15 protein-coding genes are annotated in these 22,810 nt (G+C 67.6%); 10 read left to right on the forward strand and 5 right to left on the reverse strand.

Annotated elements, in window-relative coordinates:
- Positions 1-84: 84 nt before the first annotated feature.
- Positions 85-1,674 (reverse strand): replication factor C large subunit, encoded by a 1,590-nt coding sequence (locus VYJ16_RS21100; RefSeq protein ID WP_336352294.1) that lies wholly within the window; start codon positions 1,672-1,674, stop codon positions 85-87.
- Positions 1,675-1,801: 127 nt separating this feature from the next.
- Between VYJ16_RS21100 and VYJ16_RS21105 the strand changes: the two genes are divergently transcribed.
- The 5 genes from VYJ16_RS21105 (at position 1,802) to VYJ16_RS21125 (ending at position 8,592) form a co-directional block, all read left to right on the forward strand.
- On the forward strand, positions 1,802-2,644 hold the full coding sequence (locus VYJ16_RS21105) for an SDR family NAD(P)-dependent oxidoreductase (protein WP_336352295.1): 843 nt from the start codon (positions 1,802-1,804) through the stop codon (positions 2,642-2,644).
- A 291-nt stretch (positions 2,645-2,935) separates the two neighbouring features.
- Positions 2,936-3,541, forward strand: a complete 606-nt coding sequence (locus VYJ16_RS21110) for a DUF7344 domain-containing protein (protein ID WP_336352296.1) — start codon at positions 2,936-2,938, stop codon at positions 3,539-3,541.
- Between the two features lie 364 nt (positions 3,542-3,905).
- Positions 3,906-4,379, forward strand: a complete 474-nt coding sequence (locus VYJ16_RS22220; protein ID WP_418934299.1) for a helix-turn-helix transcriptional regulator — start codon at positions 3,906-3,908, stop codon at positions 4,377-4,379.
- Between the two features lie 426 nt (positions 4,380-4,805).
- Positions 4,806-6,608, forward strand: coding sequence for a right-handed parallel beta-helix repeat-containing protein (locus VYJ16_RS21120; RefSeq protein ID WP_336352298.1), 1,803 nt, complete (start codon positions 4,806-4,808; stop codon positions 6,606-6,608).
- 445 nt (positions 6,609-7,053) lie between these two features.
- The gene (locus VYJ16_RS21125; RefSeq protein ID WP_336352299.1) at positions 7,054-8,592 is read left to right on the forward strand and encodes a M99 family carboxypeptidase catalytic domain-containing protein; all 1,539 of its coding nucleotides are present in this window, start codon (positions 7,054-7,056) and stop codon (positions 8,590-8,592) included.
- A 135-nt stretch (positions 8,593-8,727) separates the two neighbouring features.
- On the opposite strand, the gene VYJ16_RS21130 is transcribed toward VYJ16_RS21125, so the two are convergent.
- Entirely contained in the window at positions 8,728-10,986 is a 2,259-nt protein-coding gene (locus VYJ16_RS21130; protein ID WP_336352300.1) for a hypothetical protein, read from the reverse strand.
- A 266-nt stretch (positions 10,987-11,252) separates the two neighbouring features.
- Here VYJ16_RS21130 and VYJ16_RS21135 point away from each other — a divergent pair, with 266 nt between their 5' ends.
- Entirely contained in the window at positions 11,253-13,091 is a 1,839-nt protein-coding gene (locus tag VYJ16_RS21135) for a hypothetical protein (protein WP_336352301.1), read from the forward strand.
- A 406-nt stretch (positions 13,092-13,497) separates the two neighbouring features.
- Positions 13,498-14,727 carry a polysaccharide deacetylase family protein gene (locus VYJ16_RS21140; protein WP_336352302.1) on the forward strand — a complete coding sequence of 410 codons (1,230 nt, stop codon included), beginning with the start codon at positions 13,498-13,500 and terminating at the stop codon, positions 14,725-14,727.
- Between the two features lie 574 nt (positions 14,728-15,301).
- Here the strand turns inward: VYJ16_RS21140 and VYJ16_RS21145 are convergent.
- From VYJ16_RS21145 to VYJ16_RS21155, 3 genes are all read right to left on the reverse strand, one after another.
- A complete protein-coding gene (locus VYJ16_RS21145; protein WP_336352303.1) occupies positions 15,302-15,880 on the reverse strand; it encodes a metal-dependent hydrolase in 579 nt (192 codons plus the stop codon).
- 115 nt (positions 15,881-15,995) lie between these two features.
- On the reverse strand, positions 15,996-16,913 hold the full coding sequence (locus VYJ16_RS21150; RefSeq protein WP_336352304.1) for a DUF1616 domain-containing protein: 918 nt from the start codon (positions 16,911-16,913) through the stop codon (positions 15,996-15,998).
- A gap of 290 nt (positions 16,914-17,203) precedes the next feature.
- Positions 17,204-17,497 (reverse strand): PadR family transcriptional regulator, encoded by a 294-nt coding sequence (locus VYJ16_RS21155; protein WP_336352305.1) that lies wholly within the window; start codon positions 17,495-17,497, stop codon positions 17,204-17,206.
- Positions 17,498-17,698: 201 nt separating this feature from the next.
- Here VYJ16_RS21155 and glmM point away from each other — a divergent pair, with 201 nt between their 5' ends.
- The 3 genes from glmM to VYJ16_RS21170 all read left to right on the forward strand — a co-directional run bounded on the left by glmM (position 17,699) and on the right by VYJ16_RS21170 (position 22,696).
- On the forward strand, positions 17,699-19,051 hold the full coding sequence (gene glmM / locus VYJ16_RS21160) for a phosphoglucosamine mutase (RefSeq protein ID WP_336352306.1): 1,353 nt from the start codon (positions 17,699-17,701) through the stop codon (positions 19,049-19,051).
- Positions 19,052-19,767: 716 nt separating this feature from the next.
- Positions 19,768-20,952, forward strand: coding sequence for a bifunctional sugar-1-phosphate nucleotidylyltransferase/acetyltransferase (gene glmU, locus VYJ16_RS21165; RefSeq protein WP_336352307.1), 1,185 nt, complete (start codon positions 19,768-19,770; stop codon positions 20,950-20,952).
- Positions 20,953-21,067: 115 nt separating this feature from the next.
- Positions 21,068-22,696 carry a lipopolysaccharide biosynthesis protein gene (locus VYJ16_RS21170; protein WP_336352308.1) on the forward strand — a complete coding sequence of 543 codons (1,629 nt, stop codon included), beginning with the start codon at positions 21,068-21,070 and terminating at the stop codon, positions 22,694-22,696.
- Positions 22,697-22,810: the final 114 nt, after the last annotated feature.

The raw sequence follows: 22,810 nt of genomic DNA on the forward strand, positions 1-22,810 counted from the left end.
CGCCAGTGGCCATATCGAGCGGTGACGGTGCGACGGTCGATTCGGCGTGAGAGGACTCGTTCGGCGTCGACCGCGACCGGACGTTCAGAGGAAGTCGGCGAGGCCCGACTGGCCGTCGTCATCCTCGGCGTCGGCCGCCCGGTCGTCGACGTCCTGCGTCTCGTCGCCGCCGTCATCGCCATCGTCGCCGTCGGTCCCGTCGTCCGCGGTCGCGTCGGTGGCGTCGTCACCGGGTGCGTCCGCCCCCTCGCCCGTCGACTCCTCGCTCGCGACCGCGCCGAGCGTCGCCTGCCCGTCGTTCCCGCCGTCGCCGTCACTCGCCTCCGAGCCGTCGCTCTCGTCCGCGTCCGGGTCGCTCGCGCGACCGCCCGCGAACGCACCGCCGGAGTGCTCGACCGCCGCCTGCTCGCGGCGCACCTCGGCGTCCTCGACGATGGACTGGACCTTGTTCGTGCTCTCGCCGCTGCCCGTGACGTACGCGAGGTCGCTCGCGTCGAACTCGTAGGTCGCCGCTATCGCGACCGTCAGGTCGCGGGGCTTGCAGTGATGGATCATCGTCGAGAGGTACGGGAGGATGCGGCGACGCGCCGTCCCGATGCTCGTCCCGCTGCGTTCGGCGATCTTCCGCGCGATGGCGTCGCGCTGCTTGCGTTTCCCCTTCGTTCGCCCGAGCTTCGACCAGTAACTCGGCGGCCCGTATCGCGTCCACCCGCCGTGGTCGTGCTGGCGCGCCGCCGGAATCCCCGCGGCGACGTTGTCGCCAGCGTACCGCCAGTACGAGTAGTTCTGCGTCGCACGCACCCGCCCCAGCCAGCGGTCGGCGTTCGACAGGAACTCGTACGCGTCCGCGAGCTCGTCGCCGTAGTAGTCCTTCGGGACGTTGTCCTCCACCCAGTTCAGTAACTCGTCGGGCGTCTCGTCCACGTCGTAGGACTGCTTGAGCGCGGTCTCCGCGTCCGCGTGCTTGATGACGTCGTCGAGGAAGTCGAAGATGCCCTCCGTGCGGTCGCGTTCGCTCGTCACGACGTCCTCGGCCGTGAGCACCGACGTCTCCTCGGCGAGCGCCTGCAGGTCGTTCACCGCCGACCGCAGGTCGCCGCTGGTCTCCTCCGCGATCGCGGAAAGCGCCGCGTCCTCGTACTCGATGCCCTCCTGCCGGCAGATGTCCCTGAGGACGGGGACGATGGAGCGCTTCGAGACGTCCCGGAACTCGACGTCCTGGCACGCGTTCCGGAGGCCGTTACTCATGTCGTAGAACTCGTTCGCGATCAGGACGATCGGCTGGTTCGCGTCCTTCACGACGCGCGTCACCTCCCGCGACCCGCCATAGTCGGCGTTCCCGTGGAAGTTGTCCGCCTCGTCCAGCACCACGAGTCGACGCCCGGCACCGCCCTCGGTGAGCGTCCCGGACTTCGCCGCCTCGCCCGCGACCTTCTCCACGACGTCAGCCGTCCGCGAGTCGCTCGCGTTCAACTCCATCACCGCCCACCCCATGTCGTTCGCGAGCGCGTGCGCCGCCGACGTCTTCCCGACGCCCGGACTCCCGTGGAGGATGACGGCCTCGCGGTGCTCGTCCCACGACCGCGCCCACTTCTCGAACGCGTCCCGGGCCTTGTCGTTCCCGCGGACCGCCGACAGCGTCGTCGGGCGGTACTTCTCCGTCCAGTCGGTCATTACTCGAAGGCAGGTGCGTGGCGCGTTTAGTGGTTGCGGAGGCCGGCGGAACGGGTGCTGGTCGCGCTGAGCGAGTTCTCGGCGTTGGCACCGGTGGCGCTATCGTTCGCGCCGACCTGGCTGGCGTATGCAGGACCTCTCCTCGGCGGTGGCGGTCGTGACGGGCGCGAGCCGCGGCGTCGGTCGCGGTATCGCACTGGAACTCGGTGCTGCGGGCGCGACGGTGTACGTCACCGGGCGGAGCGTCGACGCGTCGGACGCGCCGGACGAACTGTCGGGGACGGTGACGGGGACGGCGGACGCGGTGACGGACGCGGGCGGCGACGGTATCGCGGTCGCGTGCGACCACACCGACGACGCGGCCGTTGCGGCGCTCGCCGAGCGAATCGACGACGAGCACGGTCGCGTGGACGTCCTCGTGAACAACGTCTGGGGCGGGTACGAGGAGTACGACGAGACGTTCGACGCGCCGTTCTGGGAGCAACCCGTCGAGCGCTGGGACGCGATGTTCGACGTCGGCGTTCGCGCGCACTTCACGACGACTCGCGCGCTCGCGTCGCTCCTGTTCGCGGCCGACGACGCGCTCGTCGTCACCATCTCCTCGGGCGACGGCGACCGGTACCGCGGGAACGTGCCCTACGACGTCGCGAAGACGGCGGACGACCGACTCGGGAAGGCGATGGCGTACGAACTGCGAGGGCGGGGAATCGCCTCGGTCGTCCTCCACCCGGGATTCACGCGCACCGAGCGCGTCGTCGCCGCGTTCGAGAGCACGGGCGAAGCGGTTCCCGAGACGGCGCACTCGCCGGCGTTCGTCGGGCGGGCGGTCGTCGCGCTCGCGACCGACCCGGACGTCTTCGACCGCTCCGGCGACGTCCGACGGGTCGGCGAACTCGCTCGCGAGTACGACTTCGCGGACGTCGACGGGACCCAACCGGAGCCGTTCGACCTCGACACGCCCGAACTGTAGAGTGACGGCGCGGCCCGGAGGACTTCGAGTCCGGCACCCTCGAGTGCGGGGTCGGCCACCGACCCGGCAGTCGACCCGGCGACGACCACCAACCCGACAGTCGACCCCTGACCCCGCAGTCGACCATTACCCGGCGGTCGACCACGGTACGCGGGGAGTACCGCCCGACGCCGCCGCAGTGGAGCTGCCCGGGCAGCAGTTACGAGGCTAATAATATCAACAACCGGAGAGCGTTGCCGGGTTGAAATCTAGGGAGACGATTTTAAGGATTCGAGTGTGTCGGTTTCGGTCATGACTCAGTCGGACAGCCCCTCCACCACGGACGCGACGAAATCGGCCTACGCGTCCACAGACCACGCAGACGTAACGGACGGTGACCTGCGGTCAGAGGAGGTATTCTTCATCCTCTCGAACGACCGCCGCCGCAAGGCGATCGAGGTTCTCTGTGAGGTCGACGAGACGATCAGCGTGAACGACCTCGCGGACCGCGTCTTCGCCGCACAGCAATCGGACCCCGAGGAGAACCCGGACGACGACGCCTGCCAGAACCTGTACATCTCGCTGTACCAGACGCACGTCCCGGTCCTCGAGGACGCCGGCGTCGTCGAGTACGACAGCGACCGCGGCGTCGTCGAACCGACCGACGCGATCGAGGTGTTCGAACGTCACCTGGAGACGTCCACGTCGGCGGACGCAGGTCGAAGCGACTGGATGGACTACTACGTCCTCGGTGGCGGCCTGTCCGTCGCGCTCTGGGCCGTGCACGCGCTCGCGCTCGTGAAGGGATACGGGCTCGTCCTCCACTCGACGTCGGTCCTTTCGACGCTCACGGTCGTCGCGTCCGACCTGTATCGTCGCGCCCAGTCTGCGATAGCGGAGGCCGAGACGCCCGAGTGACCGGCAGGGCCACGATTCCGTTCGTCAGTACTGCTCGCGTCCCCGCATTCGATTCGAGCCGACGCTCTTCTCCACGATAGCAGCCCCCGTCGCACGTGCACGGCGGGCGTTGGCATGTACCCAACGCGGTGTTCCCGCTCGGTTTCGAACCGATTACAGTGCCTTCCACCGAGTTGCAGCGGTCCCAGTTGCCGGCCGGTCGACGTGGCAGCGGTGCGGTTCGCGCCGTCGATCCGTCGGACGCATCCCGTTCGTTAGCCGTAATATAGGCCATTCCTCGCTCGAGTACGGTCGCCTGAACGAACGGAACAGCCGATTAGGATAGTCATATAAGTTGTGGCCCTCCGTTGCACCGGGCAGAAGAATGAGTTCACGAACGCCATCGACCACGAACTCCAGCGCCGTTCGCATCGTCCTGGAGGGATACACTCGGCTGAAGCGAGTGAAATCGCGCGTTACGGCGGGCATCGCTTCTACGGGCGGACCGTCAGTGCCGCCCCGGCGTTCGACGACCGAGACGTCGCCCGAAGCGGATCGGGTAGGCGAGGCGTCCACGTCGGCGACGCCGGCCGATAGCCGCGACGTCGAGTCGATAGACCTGACGCGGCTCGAGCCGGACGCGCGCATCATGACTGCGCTCGAGCGCGAGGGCGGCTGGATGTGGCAGACCGAAGTCGTCGACGAGGTCGACCTCTCCTCGTCGACGGTCAGCCGCCACCTGTCCTCGCTCGAGGAGGACGACGAGGTCCAGCGCGTCCGCATCCGCCGGGAGAAGGTGGTCGGACTACCCGACAGCGATCTCGAGGTCTTCCAGTCTCCCTACGAATCCGATCGGTAGAGGACGCACCCGCCGTCCCCCGCCAGATCGCGTCGGCCACCCCCGACCGACCCGCTTCCGTTCCTGGATCGCCCGTCTGCGGTCGCGTCCCGGGGGAACTATCGTTCGTCCCGGCTGGCGACGACCGGAACGACGCCGGTGCCGAAGGCGTATCCTACATAAAGACACGCCCTACACGAGTCGGTTTCTGATTTAAAGGGCGGACATCTGAAGGCAATCGACCATCGCCATTGGTGTCCTCTGTTCGGTCATATGGAGCAGAGCAACGAAACAGAGACAACAGATGGGACTGGGAGGAACTCCGAAACCGGAGCGGATTACGATGTGCTCGGGCGGCGCGAATACGTTGCGCTCACCGGCACCGCGTGCCTCACGGGACTCTCTGACGTTACGATCACTCGAGCGACAGCCAGCAAGAAACCGACCGTGTACGACATCGTCGAGGAGGGCGCGGACCCGACCGGCGAGGAACCGATCGATGCCGTCTTCGCGGAACTCGAGCACGACGACGCCGTGATCGAGTTCCCGAGCGGGACGTACAAGGTACAGGGACTGAACCTCTACAGTCGCGAGAACTTCACGATGCGCGGCATCGGCGACGTGACGCTCGTCCCGAGCGCCGACCACGACGAGAACTGGATCGCGGGCTGGTCGATGCGGAACTTCACGTTCGAGAACTTCACGCTCGACCACACCGCGACCGGCGTCGCGCCGACGCTCTCGTTCGGCTGCTACGACGGCCTGCACATCAAGGACATCACGAAGGTCGGCTACCACGACACGGACCACACCGCGTTCGGCGCGTGGGTGCTCGATTCCGACGGCACCGGACTCGTCGAGAACCTCACGATGGCCGACGGCAGCAAACCCGTGAACCCCGTCGGGGTGTACTCGGGGTCGAAGGGCACGCTCACGTTCCGGAACTGCCACATCGAGGGGTTCGGGAACAATGGGCTGTACGCGTCGACCGGGACCGGCCCGATCCACGTCGAAGGCGGCCTCTTCAAGAACAACGACCGAACGCAGGTCCGACTCGGTTCGCCGGGGAGTTCGGTCACGGGAGCGACCATCGTCGTCGACGACCCCGAACAGGAGGGCCAGAACCAGCGCGGGATCCGCATCTCGGACAATCCCGGACCGGTGACGATCGACGACTGCGACATCACGCTCCGCGCCGGGAGCGGGTTCGGTGGGATCGTCGGCGCGTTCGACGGCGGGTCGTTCACCGTCACGAACACGCGGATCTACGTCGACGAGGACTACCACAGTCACTGGGACGACCAGACCGCGCCCGCGATCTACGTGGACGAAGTCGGTGACGTCGAACAGAGCGGCGGTGGCGGCGAACGCTACTTCGAGAACGTCTCGATCACGGGCGGCGGGCACGGCGAGTATCCCGCGGTCCTCGTCCGGCGTTCGGACAACACGTTCGAGAACTGCTGCGTGCAGATGGCCGGGTCCGAGAAGACCGGGTTCGGGTCGTTCGGTGGCGTCTCGAACAACGTCGTCCGGAACAGCAACGTGAACGTTCCGGGTGCGGTGTCCGACGACACGTTCGAGACCGAGAACCTCACGTACGGCGACTCGTGTCCGGTCCCGGATGGCGTGAACGAGATCCAGACCGAGTCCCCCGGGTCCTACGAGGACGTCAGCATCGCTGACGCGCCGGTTCCGGGCGACGCGAGCAAACTCACGTACCCCGTGATGGGGACGGACTCCGAGAACCCGACGCTGCGCGTGTACGGGAACTTCGTGTACGGGAACACGCAGGACTTCGCGCTCGGGAACCTGAAGGCGATCATGCAGAAGTACGTCCTCCCGGGGCACGTGAACGTCGAGTTCCGCTCGGTAGCGTACCCGGACGACCACTACCTCAACAGCGTCGAGGGCGAGGAGCGTCTCGCGCAGCTCGCGCTCGGCGTGTGGCACAAGAACAACTGGGACAAGTACTGGGGGTTCTTCGAGTACTGCTTCGAGAACCAGGGCGACTTCGAGTGGCGCACGTACGACGAGGCTGCGGACCTCCTGCAGCGCAACGACGTGTCGACGTACGGCTGGATTCCGGCGCTCGCGGGCGACGACGAGTGGGTCGACGAGGTCGTGGAGTCGCGCCGCCAGGCGGCCGAGGACGACCTGGCGTACGTCCCACAGATCGCGTTCCGCGGCGACCTCGCGGGCGCGAACTGGGACACCGAGAAGCTCCTCGACTGGATCGGCCCGCGCCTCTAGAGCGACCGGCGGCCTGTCGCCTCGTTCGCCGACTGCCGCGGCGCGCGGTGACGGACGGCGGCATCGGTTTCCACGGTCGTGGCACCCTTCTTCCTCGGTCGTGGCGCCCGCTGTCCCGGTTCGCGACATCGAAGAGACCACGGACGCAGTATGGAAGAGTCCCAGTCACGGTATCGATTCTCCTGTTCTCTCGAGAGGAACGCGTGTTGCCCTCGGGGCACCGGGGCGAGGCGAGAACGAACCGAGAACCTCGCCCACCGACACCGGTTACTTGAAAGGATGGCCTCGATGGATTGGTCATCGTACGACATTCACTTCACATCTGAAGACGAGATACCATCGCATAGTATACTGTATCTGTAAGTATATGATGCGAGAAGTCGACGAGAAGCGGACAGACGGGACAGTGAGCGGCGTTTCGCGGCGGCACGTGCTGAGAGGTGCGGTGGCGCTCGGCGCGGGTGCGGTGGCGCTCGGTCAGGGGACCGGGGATGCAGCGGCGAGCTCGGGTGCGTCTCGCTCGAGCCACACGATCATGTCGGGGACGTACATGGAGACGACCGTCCACGAGTACGATTCCGGCGTGGCCGGCCCGACGACGCTCGTGGTCGGTGGCATCCACGGCGACGAACGGTCTGGATACGAGGCGGCCGAAACCATCTCCGACTGGTCCGTGAAGTCGGGGCGACTCGTCGTCCTACCGCGCGCGAACGTCGACGCCATCGCGCGCGACGTCCGCCCGTACGACAACGACCTGAACCGGGACTTTCCGCCGACGGGCGGGGACTGTTACTCGTCGCTCGCCCGCGGCATCTGGCAGACGGTCGAGCAGGTCGACCCGGACTGGGTGTTCGACCTCCACAGCTCTCGGGGCATCTACAAGTCCGGCGACGGTGGCGTCGGGCAGGCGCTGTTCCCGACGTGGACGTCTCCGTCGCGCGAGAACGGCGAGAACGCGGTCGCGTACCTGAACGACGCGTTCGGGCTGACGGGCGACATGGCGTACCGCATGGGGAACACGCTCGACGCGGACCGCGACATGCTGATGCACCGCGTCGCCGGGATGCTGGACCGTCCCGGCTTCATCTGTGAGACGACGGAGAAGGCGCCACTCGAGGACCAGATCCAGTGGCACCTGGCGACCGTCGAGCACGTGATGGGCCAGTACGGCCAGTACCGTGGGGAGCCGACGCAGTCGAAGACGCCGTCGAGCGCGAAGTACGTCGCGAGGACCGCGACCCTCGACGACTACTGGAAGACGTTCGACTTCGGCGAGTACTACGGGAACCCGGTCGTGGTCGCGCCGTCGGTCTCGTACGTCGGGACGGACCCCGCGCACCCGCGGCTCAGTAACCTGACGAACCGGAGCGTCGACGTGCGCGTCGAGGAGTGGAACTACCTGAACGACGTTCACTATCAGGAGTCCGCGGGCGTCCTCGCGTTCGAGGACGACGCGAACCTGGTCGGCGACGACGGCGGACGCATCCAGGCGGGTCGCCAGCACGTCGGGAGCGCCTGGGAGGAGGTATCGTTCGACGACTCGTTCGACTCGGCACCGATCGTGCTCGCGTCCCCGATGAGCGACTACTCGGGGATCCCCGTGATATCGCGTATCCGCCGCATCACGCGCGACGGGTTCCAGATCCTGAATCAAGAGGAGGACGCGAGCACCGCGTTCGAGGACCAGGAGATGACGGGCTGGGTGGCTATCGAGCCCGGGACGGGGAGTCTCGGTGGGCGCCGCTACGAGGCGGGTCGCGTCACGATGGACGACGCGATGCGCTCGATCGACTTCTCGCGCTCGTACGACGACCCGGTGTTCCTCGCGAGCCCGACGACGTACAACGGCTGGAACACGGTGACGGTCCGGCACTCGAACCTCTCGAGTACGGGCGTGGATGCGTTCCTCCAGGAGGAGCAGAGCGCGGACTGGGAGCAGAGCCACACGGCGGAGAAGGTCAGTTACGTGGTCTTCGAAGGATAGTACTCGGCGTCGACCGGCGCGCACTCGCGTCTCTCTGTTGCGGGTTCACGGTCCCGGACGGTCACGCCGACCAGATCGGTCTGCGAGCGCGTTCGACACACGAGAACGGAGTGGGGGCGCGGTCACCGACGCCCGTCAGCTGCGGCCGTCGGCAGCGAGCGAGCCGTTCACGCGCAGGAGCCGGTCGAGCGTCGTCCAGTCACCGTGCGCGGTGACGGCAGCCGTGGTCGTGAACGACTCGAACTCGCTGGCGCCGTCGGACTGTTCGACGCGCTGGGCGTCGTCGACCGAACTCGACCCCTCACCGGAGTCAGACCCGTCGCCGCCATCGGACCCGTCGCCGCCATCGGACCCGTCGCCGCCATCGGACCCGTCGCCGCCATCGGACCCGTCGCCGCCATCAGACCCGTCGCCGCCGTCGTCCGGGACGGCGTCGGGGTCGTCACCGTAACACATCGTCACCTGTCCGTTGTCGTAGAGCGTGCTGCGCTCGGGTCCACAGACGTCGTGCTGGTCCACCGGGTAGAGCGCCGAGTGCTGGCCGACGTCGACGATCGGCGCACCCTGGGTCTGGTACTCGCGGTAGATGACGAGGTCGTCGGGGGTCGCGGACGTGTTCGGGTTCACCGCCATCATCGTCGCCCGCGGGTTCGCTTCCGTCCGCCGGTACACCTCCGCGTACGGCAGGTCGGTGTACACCGGCCGGTCCTCGTCGATCACGCGATCGAAGTGCGAGACCGCCTCCAGTTCGGGTTCCGTGTACGAGAACCGCGGCTGGTCGTGGTCGAACACTGGCGAGTCGATCGTCGCGTCCGTCGACACCAGCATCCCCGCCGGGTACGCGAGCGCGAGCAGGAGGAGGACCGCGGTGACGGCGGTCGGGTTGAGATTCCGCGCGATGAACCCGAGGCCGAGCGCGCCGAGGGCGGCCATCGGGAGGAACATGAACGCGAACCAGCGTCCCGGGAGGAACAACCCGACGCCCATGATCGGGAGGAACAACGCGAACGCGATCATGATCGCGGACACGAAGATCAAGAGAAGGCGTGCGAGCGTCGTGCGCTCCGAGCGCAGCGCGTACAGGCACCCGATGAACGTGATGCCGAGCAGGAGCATGAACCCGAGCACGTCGATGTACGGGATGAGTCGATCGACGAGCGTCGTGTTCCGCCCGATCGCCGCCCCGCCCGAGGTCGGCGTGGACTGGAGGTTGAACAGGCCCGCGGACTCGACGAGCGTCGTCCGGAGCTTCTCGAGCATCACCGTCGTGAACGTCCCGCCCTTGTACGGCGTGACGCTCCAGACGAGCGTGAGGAGCCCGACCTGGAACACGAACAGCCCGGAGAGGTCGCGTGCGCGAACGTCCGGATAGAGGAAGTCGCTCGTCACGACGTACTGGACGACCGCGGCCGTTCCGATGGTGACGAGCATGATGAACGCCGACACCTGATGGGAGAGCGTGAGTGCGACGATGAAGAACACGAGGAGCGCGACGTCCCGGACGCCGCGGCCCTGGAGGACGCGCACGAAGTAGTAGAAGCCCGCGAGGAAGAACAGGAGGCCGAGACTCGTCGGGATGAGGTGGATGCTCCACTTGATCGCGTGGTCGCTGAACGCGAACAGCGCGGTGGCGGCGAGCGCCCACCGTGCCGGGACCGCGCGGTTTGCGGTCTCGTACACGAGCAGGAGGACGCCGAGGAGGCCGACGCCGACGGTCAGGTGGAGCGCGGACTCGAGCGCGAGACCGCCGAACAACGACGCGGACACCACGAGCAGGTGGTACAGGGGTGACGCGTAGTACTTCGCGCCACGCGACGCGTGATCGCGCATCGCCTCCAGACTCCCGGTCTCCTTGAGGTCGACCGCGAGCTTCGAGAGGTGCGTCCAGATGTCGATTCCCACGAAGCCCGCGGTCGTGAACAGCGCGGCGAACCGGATGGTCGCGCCGAGCACGAGGATCTGGAGGAGGACGAGTCCGGGGACGACGTCGTCGTCCGCTCCGAAGAATATCTGCGAGAGGACGAGCGTCCCGCCGACGGCGCCGAACGCGTAGAACGCCGGGGAGCGCGTGCCCTGGAGCGTCGCGAGCAGGATCATGACGGCGACGGTTCCGAACGTGAACGCGGGCATGAACCGCGTCGCTGGCCGCGGTATCGTCGGGAGCGCGTGCCCGATGCCGCCTTCGCCGCGGCCGGTGGCGTTCCGGTACGCGAGCAAGTAGATGGCGCTCGCGAGGATGATGACGATGGGGAGGGTCTCCGCGAACAGGTGCGAGAGAACGAACCGGAGCGGGAGGAGACAGAAACCGCCGATCAGGCCGAGGATCGCCACGTCCCGATCGAACGGGCGGTTGCGTATCCGCGACGCGATGCGGCCGTGGAACGAGGAACTCATTGTCGAACGTACCGGCTCGGGGCCTCCTTATTACCCGCCAGCTAACTCCGGGTCGGGCGGTTACCGGCGAACTAACACCTCGTGGACCGGACTTGAGTCGGTTTCGCGGCGTCGAAACAGTCCCGAACGTTCACGGAACCGCGAACAAATCGCAAGAAACAGCAACGACTGTCTGGTTTGAAGGGTGCGCCGCAGGTGGAGTGATGGTGATGTCTGAGCAGTCAGGGTCAGGAGGTCGCATCGGAAGGCGGACAGTTCTCGCGGGCATGTGTGGCGCCGCTGCCACGACGGCTGCCGCGGGGACCGTGACCGGGAGCGACGGGCGGTACGACAGGGTCGTTGACATCGTCGAAGCGGGGGCAGACCCGACCGGGGAGGAACCGATCGACGACGTCTTCGCGTCCGTCAAGGGCGACGACACGCTCGTCGAGTTCCCGAGCGGTCGGTTCAAGATCAACCAGATCAGTCTCTACGGTCTGACGAACTTCGGGATGCGCGGGCTCGACGACGACGTCGTCCTCGTCGCGGACGAGAACCACGGCGAGGAGTACTGGATAGCGGGTTCGAGCACTCGTAACGTCCTCTTCGAGAACTTCACGCTCGACCACACGGTCGACGGTGTCTCGCCGTCCGTGGAGTTCGGAACCTACGACGGACTCGTCGTGAAGGACGTCGTGAAGGAGGGCTCGCAGGACGGCGACCAGACCGCGTTCGGGTTCCGGACGTACGAGTCGGGTAGTTCGGCGCTCGTCGAGAACCTCGAACTCACGGACGGGTCGATTCCCGACGGCCCGGTCGCCGTGTACGTCGACGGCGAAGGGACGGCAAAGTTCCGGAACTGTCGGGTCGCGGGATACGGGAACAACGGGCTCTACGGGTCCTGGGCGACGGGTGCAGTCCAGATCGAGGGCGGACTGTACAAGAACAACGACCGCTCGCAGATCCGACTCGGCGGCGCCGGGAGTTACGTCGACGACGCGGCGGTCGTCGTGGACGACCCGGACGGCGCGGAACCGAACGTCGGCATCCGCGTCTCGAACGGGGTCGGGCCGGTGACGGTCACGAACACCGACGTCTCGATGACGAAGGGACGCGGGAGCGGCGCGATCGTCGCGGCGGACAACGGCGGGACGCTCGTCGTCGAGGACTCCCGGATCCACATCGGGTCGGACTTCACGACGAACGGCTCCGGCGGGACGCGGACCGCGCCCGGCATCTTCCTCGATACCCCGCCCGGGTCGGCGACGACGACGGAGATAGCGAGCACGTCCATCACGGGCGGCGAGAACTACTATCCGGCGGTGCTCTCGTACCGCAGCGATGTCACCGTCCGGGACTCCTGCATCCAGTGGTCGGGTCCGGACGGCATCTGGTTCGACGGCAGCAGCAACGACGTTTCGAACACGAACATCACGGTCTCTGGCGACGAGGTCGTCGGTGAGGCGGACGTCTCGGGCGTCACCACGGGTGACTCGTGCCCGCGGCCGTCGTTCGGCGGCGACGACGGGAGCGATGACGGCGAGGCGTCGCTGGCGAACGCGCCCATCCCTGGGAACGCGAGCGAACTCACGTACCCCGTGATGGGGACGGACTCCGAGAACCCGACGCTCACCGTGTACGGGAACTTCGTGTACCCGAACACGCGCGAGTTCGCGCTCGGGAATCTCCCCGAGATCCACGACGCCTACGTCGCGTCCGGCGACCTGAACGTCGAGTTCCGCTGCATCGCGTACGACGACGACCATCGCCTGAACACGGTCCCGGGCGAGGTCCGACTCGCGCAGCTCGCGCTCGGCGTCTGGGACCAGAACGACTGGGACGAGTACTGGAGCTTCTTCGAGTACTGCTTCGAACAGCAGGGCGACTTCGAGTGGCACACGTACGAGGAGGCGGTGAACGTCCTCGAACGGAACGACGTCCGGAACTCCGCGTGGATTCCGGCGCTCGCCGGCGTCGGCGAGTGGGAAGACGAACTCCGCGACACGCGGATCGCGGCGACCGACGCGGGCCTCGAGTACGTCCCCCAGATCGAGTTCCGCGGTGATCTCGCGAGCGCGACCTGGGACACCCAGAAGCTCCTCGACTGGATCGGCCGTCGCCTCTAGAGCGACCGTCGAGGAGTCGCGACGACGCGCCGGGTCGCGGGGCGTGCGTTCGGCACCGTCTCGTCAGCGAACCGCAGTTCCAGGTCGCTTACGGCCAGGATAAGGACTCGATTTCGCCGTTAACCGGATCGAAGTGTCAGCGGGATACTCTCGATATCGATAGCGTTCGGGGCTCTCGACCGCGAGACCCATCACGCAGGGCGTGGGACGGTCCCTGGGGCGTTCGCGTCGTCACAATGTGACCGCTCGATAGCGAAACGGTCGTCGAGTCCGCCCACCACGACCCTTACCTGGCCGATAATATTGAATGTGGGTCGACTACGACTGGATGATGCCAAGCGACAGATCCCGACGCAGAACACTGAAAGCACTCGGTCTGGGTGCCGCGACGGGCCTGGCCGGTTGCATGGACACGATAGGTGGCAGCTCGACGGACGACGAGACCGATCCGAACACGTCCGATGAGTCCACGACGACGGTCGGGACCGAGCCCTCCGACTCCACGACGAACGAAGAGACCACGACGTCCAAGGAGCCGAAAGGCCTGATCGACGACTTCGAGGATCTCTCGAAGTGGGACGTCAAGAAGGGCCGGCTCGAACCCATGAAGGAGGACGCGTACGAGGGAAGTCAGTCCGCGGCCCTGAAACGCACCGGGCCGGAACCCGTCATCGAGCGGGCCGTGGACCTGAACGCGGCCAAGGCGAACCTCTCGCTCGCCGTGAACCTCAACACGGAGGAGCACGCGGTCCTCGACGTCCGCCTCATCAACGAGAACCAGTCGAACGAGGTCGTTCTCGCAGAGTCCGTTCGCGCGTCAACGAGCGGATTCTGGCATCGGCTGGACATGGGCGCGACCGGCGTCAGCGGCCTCCCGGACCTCTCGAACGTCACGAAGATCCGCATCCGTATGCGCGGCGGCGGTGACGGCGGGAGTGTCCGCATCGACGACCTGAAGACCGTGCCGACGCCCGACAAGGGCTACGTCGCGGTCGTGTTCGACGACGCGCAGGAGTCCGACTACACGAAGGGCTTCGAGATCCTGAAGCAGTACGACATCCCGGCGACGTCCGCGATCGTCACGGACCACGTCGGCGACGACGGGTTCCTCTCCCTCGATCAGATGAAGGAGATGAAGCAGGCTGGCTGGGAGATGGCGTCGCACTCGGCGACCCACGCGAACCTCCTGAACGCGTCCCGCCTCGAGGCGGAACGCGAGGTCGTGAACGCGAAGGAGTGGCTAGTGGAGAACGGGTTCGAGACGGGCGCACAGAACTTCGTGTATCCCTACGGGCTGTACGACAACAACCTGCTGAGTTTCGTGGAGAAGTACCACGACATGGGCTTCGGGTTCTTCAGCACGCGGAACGCCGCGAACGGCTACATCACGGACCCGATGACGATCTCGCGCGGTGACGGCCGCCACATCGAGAAGGCGAAGTCGATGGTCGACCTCGCGCACCTGTACAACGACCTGGAGATCATCACGTTCCACGGGATCGACCGTGGCGGGAAGTTCGACGTGACGAGCGACGAGTTCGCGGAGTTCGCGGAGTACCTGAACCAGGCGAACGTGAAGCCGATCACGCTGTCGCAAGTCAAGAAGAAGTTTCAGAAGAAGAGCCAGCATTGGTGAGCGCACCTCGAACGAGCTGCGTGACCGACAGCTCGGTCGACACGCCGACGGTCTGGTCGTGCTCGCGTTACCTGGATCGCTTCCGCGAGCGTCCGTGCGGCCGCCGCTGATTCCTTCTGTCATTCCCCGTCGCCGCGACCACCAGCAGCGCAACCCGTCCTCGAGCGACGTCACCGTCGACGCGCCCGCCTCCACGGACGTGCGGTCGACGGCCCGCTGGTCGACGCTCCGTTGGTCGACGACCCGCTGGTCGACGCTCCGTTGGTCGACAATCCGCTGGTCGACGCGCACTGCTTGCTAGCGTTTCGACGGACGGTGGGGTCGCGCTCGCTCCGACCGAGGCCGCTGGTGCTCCGAATCGTCGTGAGAGACCGAGCGAGCCGAGGGACCTCTCCATCCCGGCGCTCGGCACGCGGAGGCGCGCGTCGTCGCTCGGCATTGGGCTGCGAGCACCCGTCGGTCGCCACGCAGGGTGGCGGTCGCATTCGAGCGGGCCGGGAGCGCGACTCACTCAGGGGTGCGCACCAGCGCTATCCGCGAGACGCACCACGAGTCGGATGGGCGTCGACCGACGCTAGTTCCACAGGTGGTCGGCGACCGACCGGTAGAGTTCGCGGAGGACGGGGAACCCGTCGAGCGCCCAGACGAGCGCGGTGAACGAGACGAGCGCGAGCTCGAAGACGAGGACGGCCGAGAGTTCGCCGGACGCGACCTCGTGGAGGAACCGCGAGAAGTACTGGTTGAACGTCTGAAGGAGGCCGCCGTAGTTCCCGGGTTCGCCGACGACGACCGGCCACAGGACCGCGTGCACGGCGAGTTCGCCGCCGCGGATGGCGGGATAGACGACGTCCCCGACGAGGTGCGAGAGGTAGCCGACGACGAACGCGGCCGCGAGACGCGGTCGGTTCTCGTTGCCGGCGACCGCGACGACGATACCGACGAGGAGCGGCGCGACGAACGCGGAGTGCGCGACCGAGTACCCCGTCTCTGTGACCTCCAGCGTCCACGAGAGTGGCTTGTCGACGAGGTCAGGGAGGAGCGACGCGAACGCGACGACGAGGACGCCGTCGCCGCGCGGTGACTCGCCGAACGCGACCCGCGACACGATCGAGTAGAGGACGTACGCGAAACCGAGGTGCTCCCACGGCCACATCAGCCGCGAGCACCCCGACAGGCGCGTTCACGACGACTGCTCGACGCACCCAGCGCGGTGGTCGCTGGCGTCGCCCGCTCGGCCGCCGTAGGCCCGCACCGAGATCGGCGACACATCACGCCACCTCGAGCGTCAGGACGCGGTAGGCGGTCTCGCGCGACGGCGTCGACGGCGGCGCTCCCCTGTAGAGGAGGACCGCGACTTCGATGTCGTCGCCGCTCGGCGGCGACACCTGGAACGTCTCGCTCGCCGTCTCGCCGTCGCCAGCCGATAGCGTCTCGGTCGCGAGCACGCGCTGCCCCCGGACCTGTACCGCGCCGTCCGAGCCCTCGCTGACGCGTTGCGCGACCACCACCGCGGTGTACTCCTGGGATTCGCCCTCGTGGTTCTCGAGGCGGACTTCCAGGGGTTCGCCGTCGTCGAGCACCGCCGCTTCCGCCACGGTCTGGTCGCCTTTCACGACCGAGAACTCCGTGTATTGCGCGGTCGACGGCCCGTGCCAGGCCGCGAACCCGGCGCTCCCGACCACGAGAACGAGGCTCAGGCCGACCGCGAGGTTGTACGTGGTCGTGTGCGAGTCCGCACCCCAGCTGTGGTCGTTCGTGAACATGAGCGCGCTGACCGGGAACGTCGGCGCGTACCGCTCGTCCGGGTCGAGCATCGCTCGCCGAACGAACCCGGCGAGAGCGAACGCGAGCGTGAGCGCGACGACGCCACCGAGTATCGACGTGCGCGTGATCCCGTACGGCGTGAAGTTCACGGCGAGCGCGACGAACGCGACGAGGCCGAGACTGAGCGCGGTCGAGGCGCCGAGTCGCTCGACCATCGACCGGCCGACGGACGGGTCGGCGTCGGGGTCGTGGGCTCGCGGGAACAGCGCGACGGAGACCGCGTACCCCGGCAGGAACAGGACGAGGAGAGCGGTCGCGGCGACGCGAACACCGGGGACCGCGCCGTGGACGGCGAGCGCGGCGCCTACTGTGAGCACGAGAACGGCGAGGACGTCGAGGAGCCAGCGAATCGTCCGAGTCATCTGCACGACCCTAGCTCGTCGACGTAGTTTATTACCGGGACGCTAAGGGCGCGTTGCTGATGACTAAGCACTGTGGCGGACGTCGACGGGCGTGCGCTGTCGGTCCGCTGCCCCCCGGGTGCGCGAGGAAACGAGCGCCGAAAACCGGCCGCAGCGACCGTCGACCGCACCTATCGGTGCCGGTGCCGCACGAGTCGTCTGCGGTCGCGGAGCGCGGGACGACGTGGCAGCGCGTCACGACGCCGGGAGCGCGGGACGACGTGGCAGCGCGTCACGACGACGGGAGCGCGTCAGGAGGACGCGAGTTCGGTCTCGACGTGCTCGCGCTCCCACTGGAGGCGCTCGCGGATCGCGTCCTCACCCTGCTCGGTGATGGCGTAGGCGTTCGTGCGACCGTCGATCGTGCCCTTGTCAACGAGGTGCTTGTCGACGAGCGTGTCGAGGTTCCGATAGAGGCGTCCGTGTGGGAGCGGGCTCTCGACGGATTCCTCCAGTTCCTGTTTGAGGTGCCTGCCGCTCACCTCGTCGAGGCTCGTGAGGATGACGAGGATGTTGTACTGGAAGCTTGTCAGGTCGGTTCTCATCTCTACGCAAGGATGCGTCCCGGTACCACAAATATCCAGATAGTCGTTGTGCGTCCTACTCGATAAGTAAACCCCGAAACCTTCGCAATATCCCACACGTTCGATGCGGGACGCTCGGACCCGCGGAAGACCGCTCGCCCGCGGCATTGCTCGCGGTTTATGCCTCCAATACTAATGCCATAGCGGGCCGTTCGTCGAGCCATGTTCGGAACGAGCGGGATCCGCGGTGAGTACGGATCGGACGTGACGACGGAGACGGCGCTGTCGATCGGCCGGGCGGTCGCCGCGACGGGTGCGGGGCGCGCGGTCGTGGGCCGGGACGCACGCGAGAGCGGTGAACCGCTGAAGGGCGCGATGATGGCGGGGCTCCGCGAGGGCGGCGTGGACGTCGTGGACGTCGGCGAGGCGGCGACGCCGACGGTCGCGCGCAGCGTCGCGCGACACGACGCGGACGTGGGCGTGGTGGTGACGGCGTCCCACAATCCGGCGCCGGACAACGGCATCAAGCTCTGGAATCCGAGCGGGCAGGCGTTCGACGCCACCCAGCGCGCGGAGATCGAGCGTATCGTCCGCGAGGGCGACTACGTCGAGGGCGCCTACGACGACGTCGGCCAGTACGAGCGTGACGAGCACGCAGCGCGCGCACACGCGTCCGAACTCGTCGATGGGCGCAGCATCGACGCGGACCTGGACGTGATCGTGGACGTCGGGAACGGGACGGGTGGCGTGACCTGTACCGTGCTCGACGAACTCGGCTGTACCGTGGAGACGCTGAACGCGCAGCCCGACGGGCGGTTCCCGGGTCGGGAGAGCGAGCCGACCGCCGAGCACTGCGGCGCCCTCCAGGACCTGGTCGCGGCGCGCGCGGACCTCGGGATCGCGCACGACGGGGACGCGGACCGCATGATGGCGGTGACGAGCGACGGGACGTTCGTCGACGGCGACGTCCTCCTCGCGGTGTTCGCGAGTGCGGTGGCGAGCGACGGCGACCGGGTTGCCGCCCCGCTGAACACGAGCATGGCGGTCGACGACGCGCTCGCCGAGTTCGGTGCGAGCGTGGAACGTACGCGCGTCGGCGACGTGTTCGTCGCGGAGGCCGCGACGGCGCCGGACGTCGCGTTCGGCGGTGAACCAAGCGGTGCGTGGATCTGGCCCGACGAGACGCTCTGCCCGGACGGCCCGCTCGCCGCGGTGAAGCTCGTCGAACTCGTCGCCGACGCCGGGTCGCTCGACGCGCTCCTCGACGTCATCGACGCGTACCCGCTGCGGCGCGCGAGCGTGGAGACCGACGAGAAGGCGCGCGCGATGGACGCCGTCGCCGACCGACTCCACGACGCGTACGACGACGTGGACGACAGCGACGGCGTGCGCGTCGACGTCGGCGACGGCTGGTTCCTCGTGCGGCCGAGCGGCACGCAACCGCTCGTTCGCGTCACCGCCGAATCCCGGACCGAGGCGCGCGCGGACGAGCTCTTCGAGCGCGCGCACGACCTTGTGACGGACGCGGTCGCAGCCGTGGAGACCGCCGCGCCCCCGGAGCAGTCCATGGACTGAGTGCGCCAGTCGCCACGTGCCGGGGTCGAAACCGTGTCGGTCGGTTCCGACGGTTTCGCCGCTCGAAACCGTCTCGAACGTGGTTTATCCGGCGGATAATAATGGTCCCTTCGCCACTGGGTGTAAGTACCGGTGCAGACCGGTGAGGTGAAAGCCCTCGACGGCTGGCTACGTCCGACCTAGCACGGACGTTGGCCTGGCACCGTGGTGATCGACGACGCTGGCTCCGGGTCGGTCACCCATCGTATCAAACCCCCCACCCCCCACCCCCACTCCCATCCCACCCGGTTCTTTTGCTCGTCGCCCGATCGCGAGTTGCGAGAAGGGAGGCGTCGGCCGACTGTCCGTAGCACGTACCGTCGACCGCCCCGAGCACGCACCATCGACCGCCCGGAGGACGTACGGGACGGCGGGTCGACCGGGCACGGGACGACCGGTGACCGCACCCCCGGACGCACGCTTCCGGTGTCCGCATAGCGCGGAGCGTGTCTCCGTGGCTGCCAGACGCTGCGCCCGAGCTCGCGTTCCGAGAGGGGAGCGCGGGCGCCGGCGACCGCCCGTGGTCCCGGGCGTCGTGCACGGCCGAGATTCGAACGACGGCGGGCGCCCGTCGTGTCGATTTAGGCACTCCCCTGTCAGGTTCCGGAGCGGGAACCGCTCGAGGCGGCTCGTTATCGGCTCGATAATAAAAGGCCCCGGGAGCGAACGGAGGGACGATGCAAGCAGTGGTTCTCGCAGCTGGCGAAGGCACACGAATCAGGCCGCTCTCGCGAACGCAAGCGAAGCCGATGCTCCCCGTCGGAGACGGCCCGCTCGTCGAGCGCACGATGGCGTCGGCGGTGGACGCCGGCGCCGACGAACTCGTGCTCGTCGTCGGGTACGAGGGCGACGACGTCCGCGAGCACTTCGGCGACAGCTACCGGGGGACGCCGGTCAAGTACGCCGAACAGACCGAACAGCGCGGGACCGCCCACGCCGTCAAGGCTGCAGCCGACCACCTGGACGGCCCGTTCGCGGTCCTGAACGGCGACGGCTACTTCGACCCGACGAGCGTCCAGGAACTCTTCGACGCCCGGCCCGCAATCCTCTCCTATCGCGCCGACGACCCGACCGCGTACGGCGTGCTCGACACCGAGGACGGCGCGGTGACGGACGTCGTCGAGAAGCCCGACGACCCACCGGGGAACCTCGTGAACGCCGGCGCGTACGTGTTCCCCGAGGAAGCCACCGGTTGGCTGGACGTCCCGGAGACCGAGCGCGGCGAGAAAGAGCTCACGGACGTCCTCGAGCGCGTCATCGACGAGTTCGCGGTGACGCCAGTGGAGGTCGACGAGTGGCTGGACGTCGGCCACCCGTGGGAGCTACTGGAGGCGAACGAACGCTACGTCGCGACCCTCGACCGTCGCGTCGACGGCGACGTGAGCGACGACGCGACCCTCGAAGGCGACGTCGTCGTCGAAGACGGTGCGACAGTGAAGGCCGGGACCCTCATCGAGGGACCCGCGCTGGTGCGCGAAGGGGCGACCGTCGGCCCGAACGCGTACGTTCGCGGCGCGACCCTCATCGACGAAGGTGCGACCGTCGGGAACGCCGTCGAAGTGAAGAACAGCATCGTCGGGAAGGATTCGAGCGTCGCACACCTCTCGTACCTCGGCGACAGCGTCCTCGGCCGGAACGTGAACTTCGGCGCGGGCACGGTCGTCGCGAACCTCCGGCACGACGACGCGGACGTGAAGCTCACGACGAAAGGCGAGCGCGTGTCCACGGGACGCCGGAAGTTCGGCGTGGTCGCGGGCGACGACGCCGCCACTGGAATCGACACGAGCCTGAACGCCGGCGTCACGCTCGGCGTCGGCGCGACCACCACGCCCGGCGAGACACTCACGCGCGACCGATGGTAGGCCGGACACGTAGCGTGCGCGCCACGCCCGGCGCGAACCACCACCCTGGTGCGGGCTCCACCGTCCGACGTCGCCGGGCCGAACGAACCGAACTCTCGAGTCCGCCCCTCACGAGATGAGCAGGAGCATCGTCACGGCGTTCCTCTCGACGGTCGGAAGCCGGCTCGTCGGACTGGTAGTGACGGCTGCGATCACGCCGCTACTCATCCACTACCTCGGCGTGGGCACGTACGGTGAGTACGCGACGATCATGAGCGTGTTCGCGCTCCTCACGGTCTTCATGAGTTCGGGGACGAACAGCGGTGTGAAGAAGTACATCGCAGAGCAGCGGTCGATGCCGAACTGGAAGGATCACGTGTTCGGGTACTACTTCCGGCTGGCGACGCTGCTCGCGGTTCTCGCCGCGATCGGGTTCGCGGTCGCCGCACACCTCGGGCTCGTCGCCATGCTCTGGGGCGAGAAGTACACGCCGTACTTCTACCTCCTCGGCGGGATGGCGCTCGCCGTCCAGTACCGCGAGTACGTCCGTCGGACGCTCATGGGCCTCAAGCTCGAGCACGTCTCGGAGCCACTGACGGTCCTCTACCGCGTCGTGTTCGGCGTGATCGCCGTTGCGCTCGCCGCGCTCGGGTTCGGCGTCCCGGGCATCATCGTCGCGCAGGTCGCGGCGAGCCTCGTCGCGGTCGCGGTCGGCCTCTACGTCGTCCGGAAGCACCTGTCCCTCGAGAAGGTCACGGGGTCGACACCGTCGCGGTTCCCGGACTCGGAGCTGTTCAGTTTCAACCACGAGACGATCGCGTACGTCTTCCTCCTGACGTCCCTGTACCACATCGACGTCCTGATGCTGGAGTCGGCGGCGTCGAGCGAGATCGTCGGGTACTACAAGGCCGCGCTCGTGCTCGTCCAGTTCCTCTGGATCCTCCCGCGGTCCGTGCAGGGCGTCATGATCCAGTCGACGTCGGACCTCTGGGAGCAGGGCCGCCTTGGCCGCATCACGGACCTGGCGTCGCGGACGACGCGGTACGTCCTCCTGCTCACGCTCCTGCTCGCGATGGGAATGGCAGCGCTCGCGTCCACGTTCGTTCCGCTGTACCTCGGCGAGCAGATGACGCCCGCGGTCACGCCGCTGCTGCTCTTGCTCCCGGGGACCGTCGGGTTCGCGGTCGCGCGCCCACTGCTCGCGATCAGTCACGCGAAAGGCGACGTGAAGACGCTGATCGCGGCGACGTGGGCGTCCGCGACCCTGAACTTCGCACTGAACCTCAACCTCATTCCGATGTACGGTGCCGCGGGCGCGGCGCTCGCGACCACGATCGGGTACGCGAGCCTCCCGCTATTCAACGCGTACGCGGCCCGCGAACTCGGGTACGACCCGCTGAACGACCTCCGGCCGGTCCGGATCGCGGTGACGACCGTCATCGCTGCCGTCCCGATCTACCTCCTCCCGAGCATCATCGAGAACGACGTCCTCGAACTGGTCATCATTCCCGTCGTCGGGTTCGTCGTGTTCGCCGCCGCGGCGCTCGTCTCGGGCGCGGTCGACGTCGAGGAGCTCTCGGACTTCCTGGACTCCCTCCCGGGACCGCTCGGTGGCGACGGTCGCTCGATCGACGGCTCCATCGGGAGTCGGAAGGCGTTCCGGAGCGACGGCGGCGTCCCGCTCGCCGCGCGCACGCAACGCCTGCTCGTGCTCGTCGGGCTCGCGCTCGTCGTCCTCGGTATCGTCGCGATGGCGAACGTCTGAGCGCTCAGGAGAGGCGGTATTCGTCGCTTCGACCCGCCCTCGGAACCGAGTCTCGACGGCATCCCAGCAACCACCCGCACCCGAAGCGCGGACCGGTCCCGTCGCTCCCGAGTT

The sequence above is a fragment of the Halorubellus litoreus genome, assembly GCF_037081675.1.
Classification (GTDB): Archaea; Halobacteriota; Halobacteria; order Halobacteriales; family Natrialbaceae; genus Halorubellus; species Halorubellus litoreus.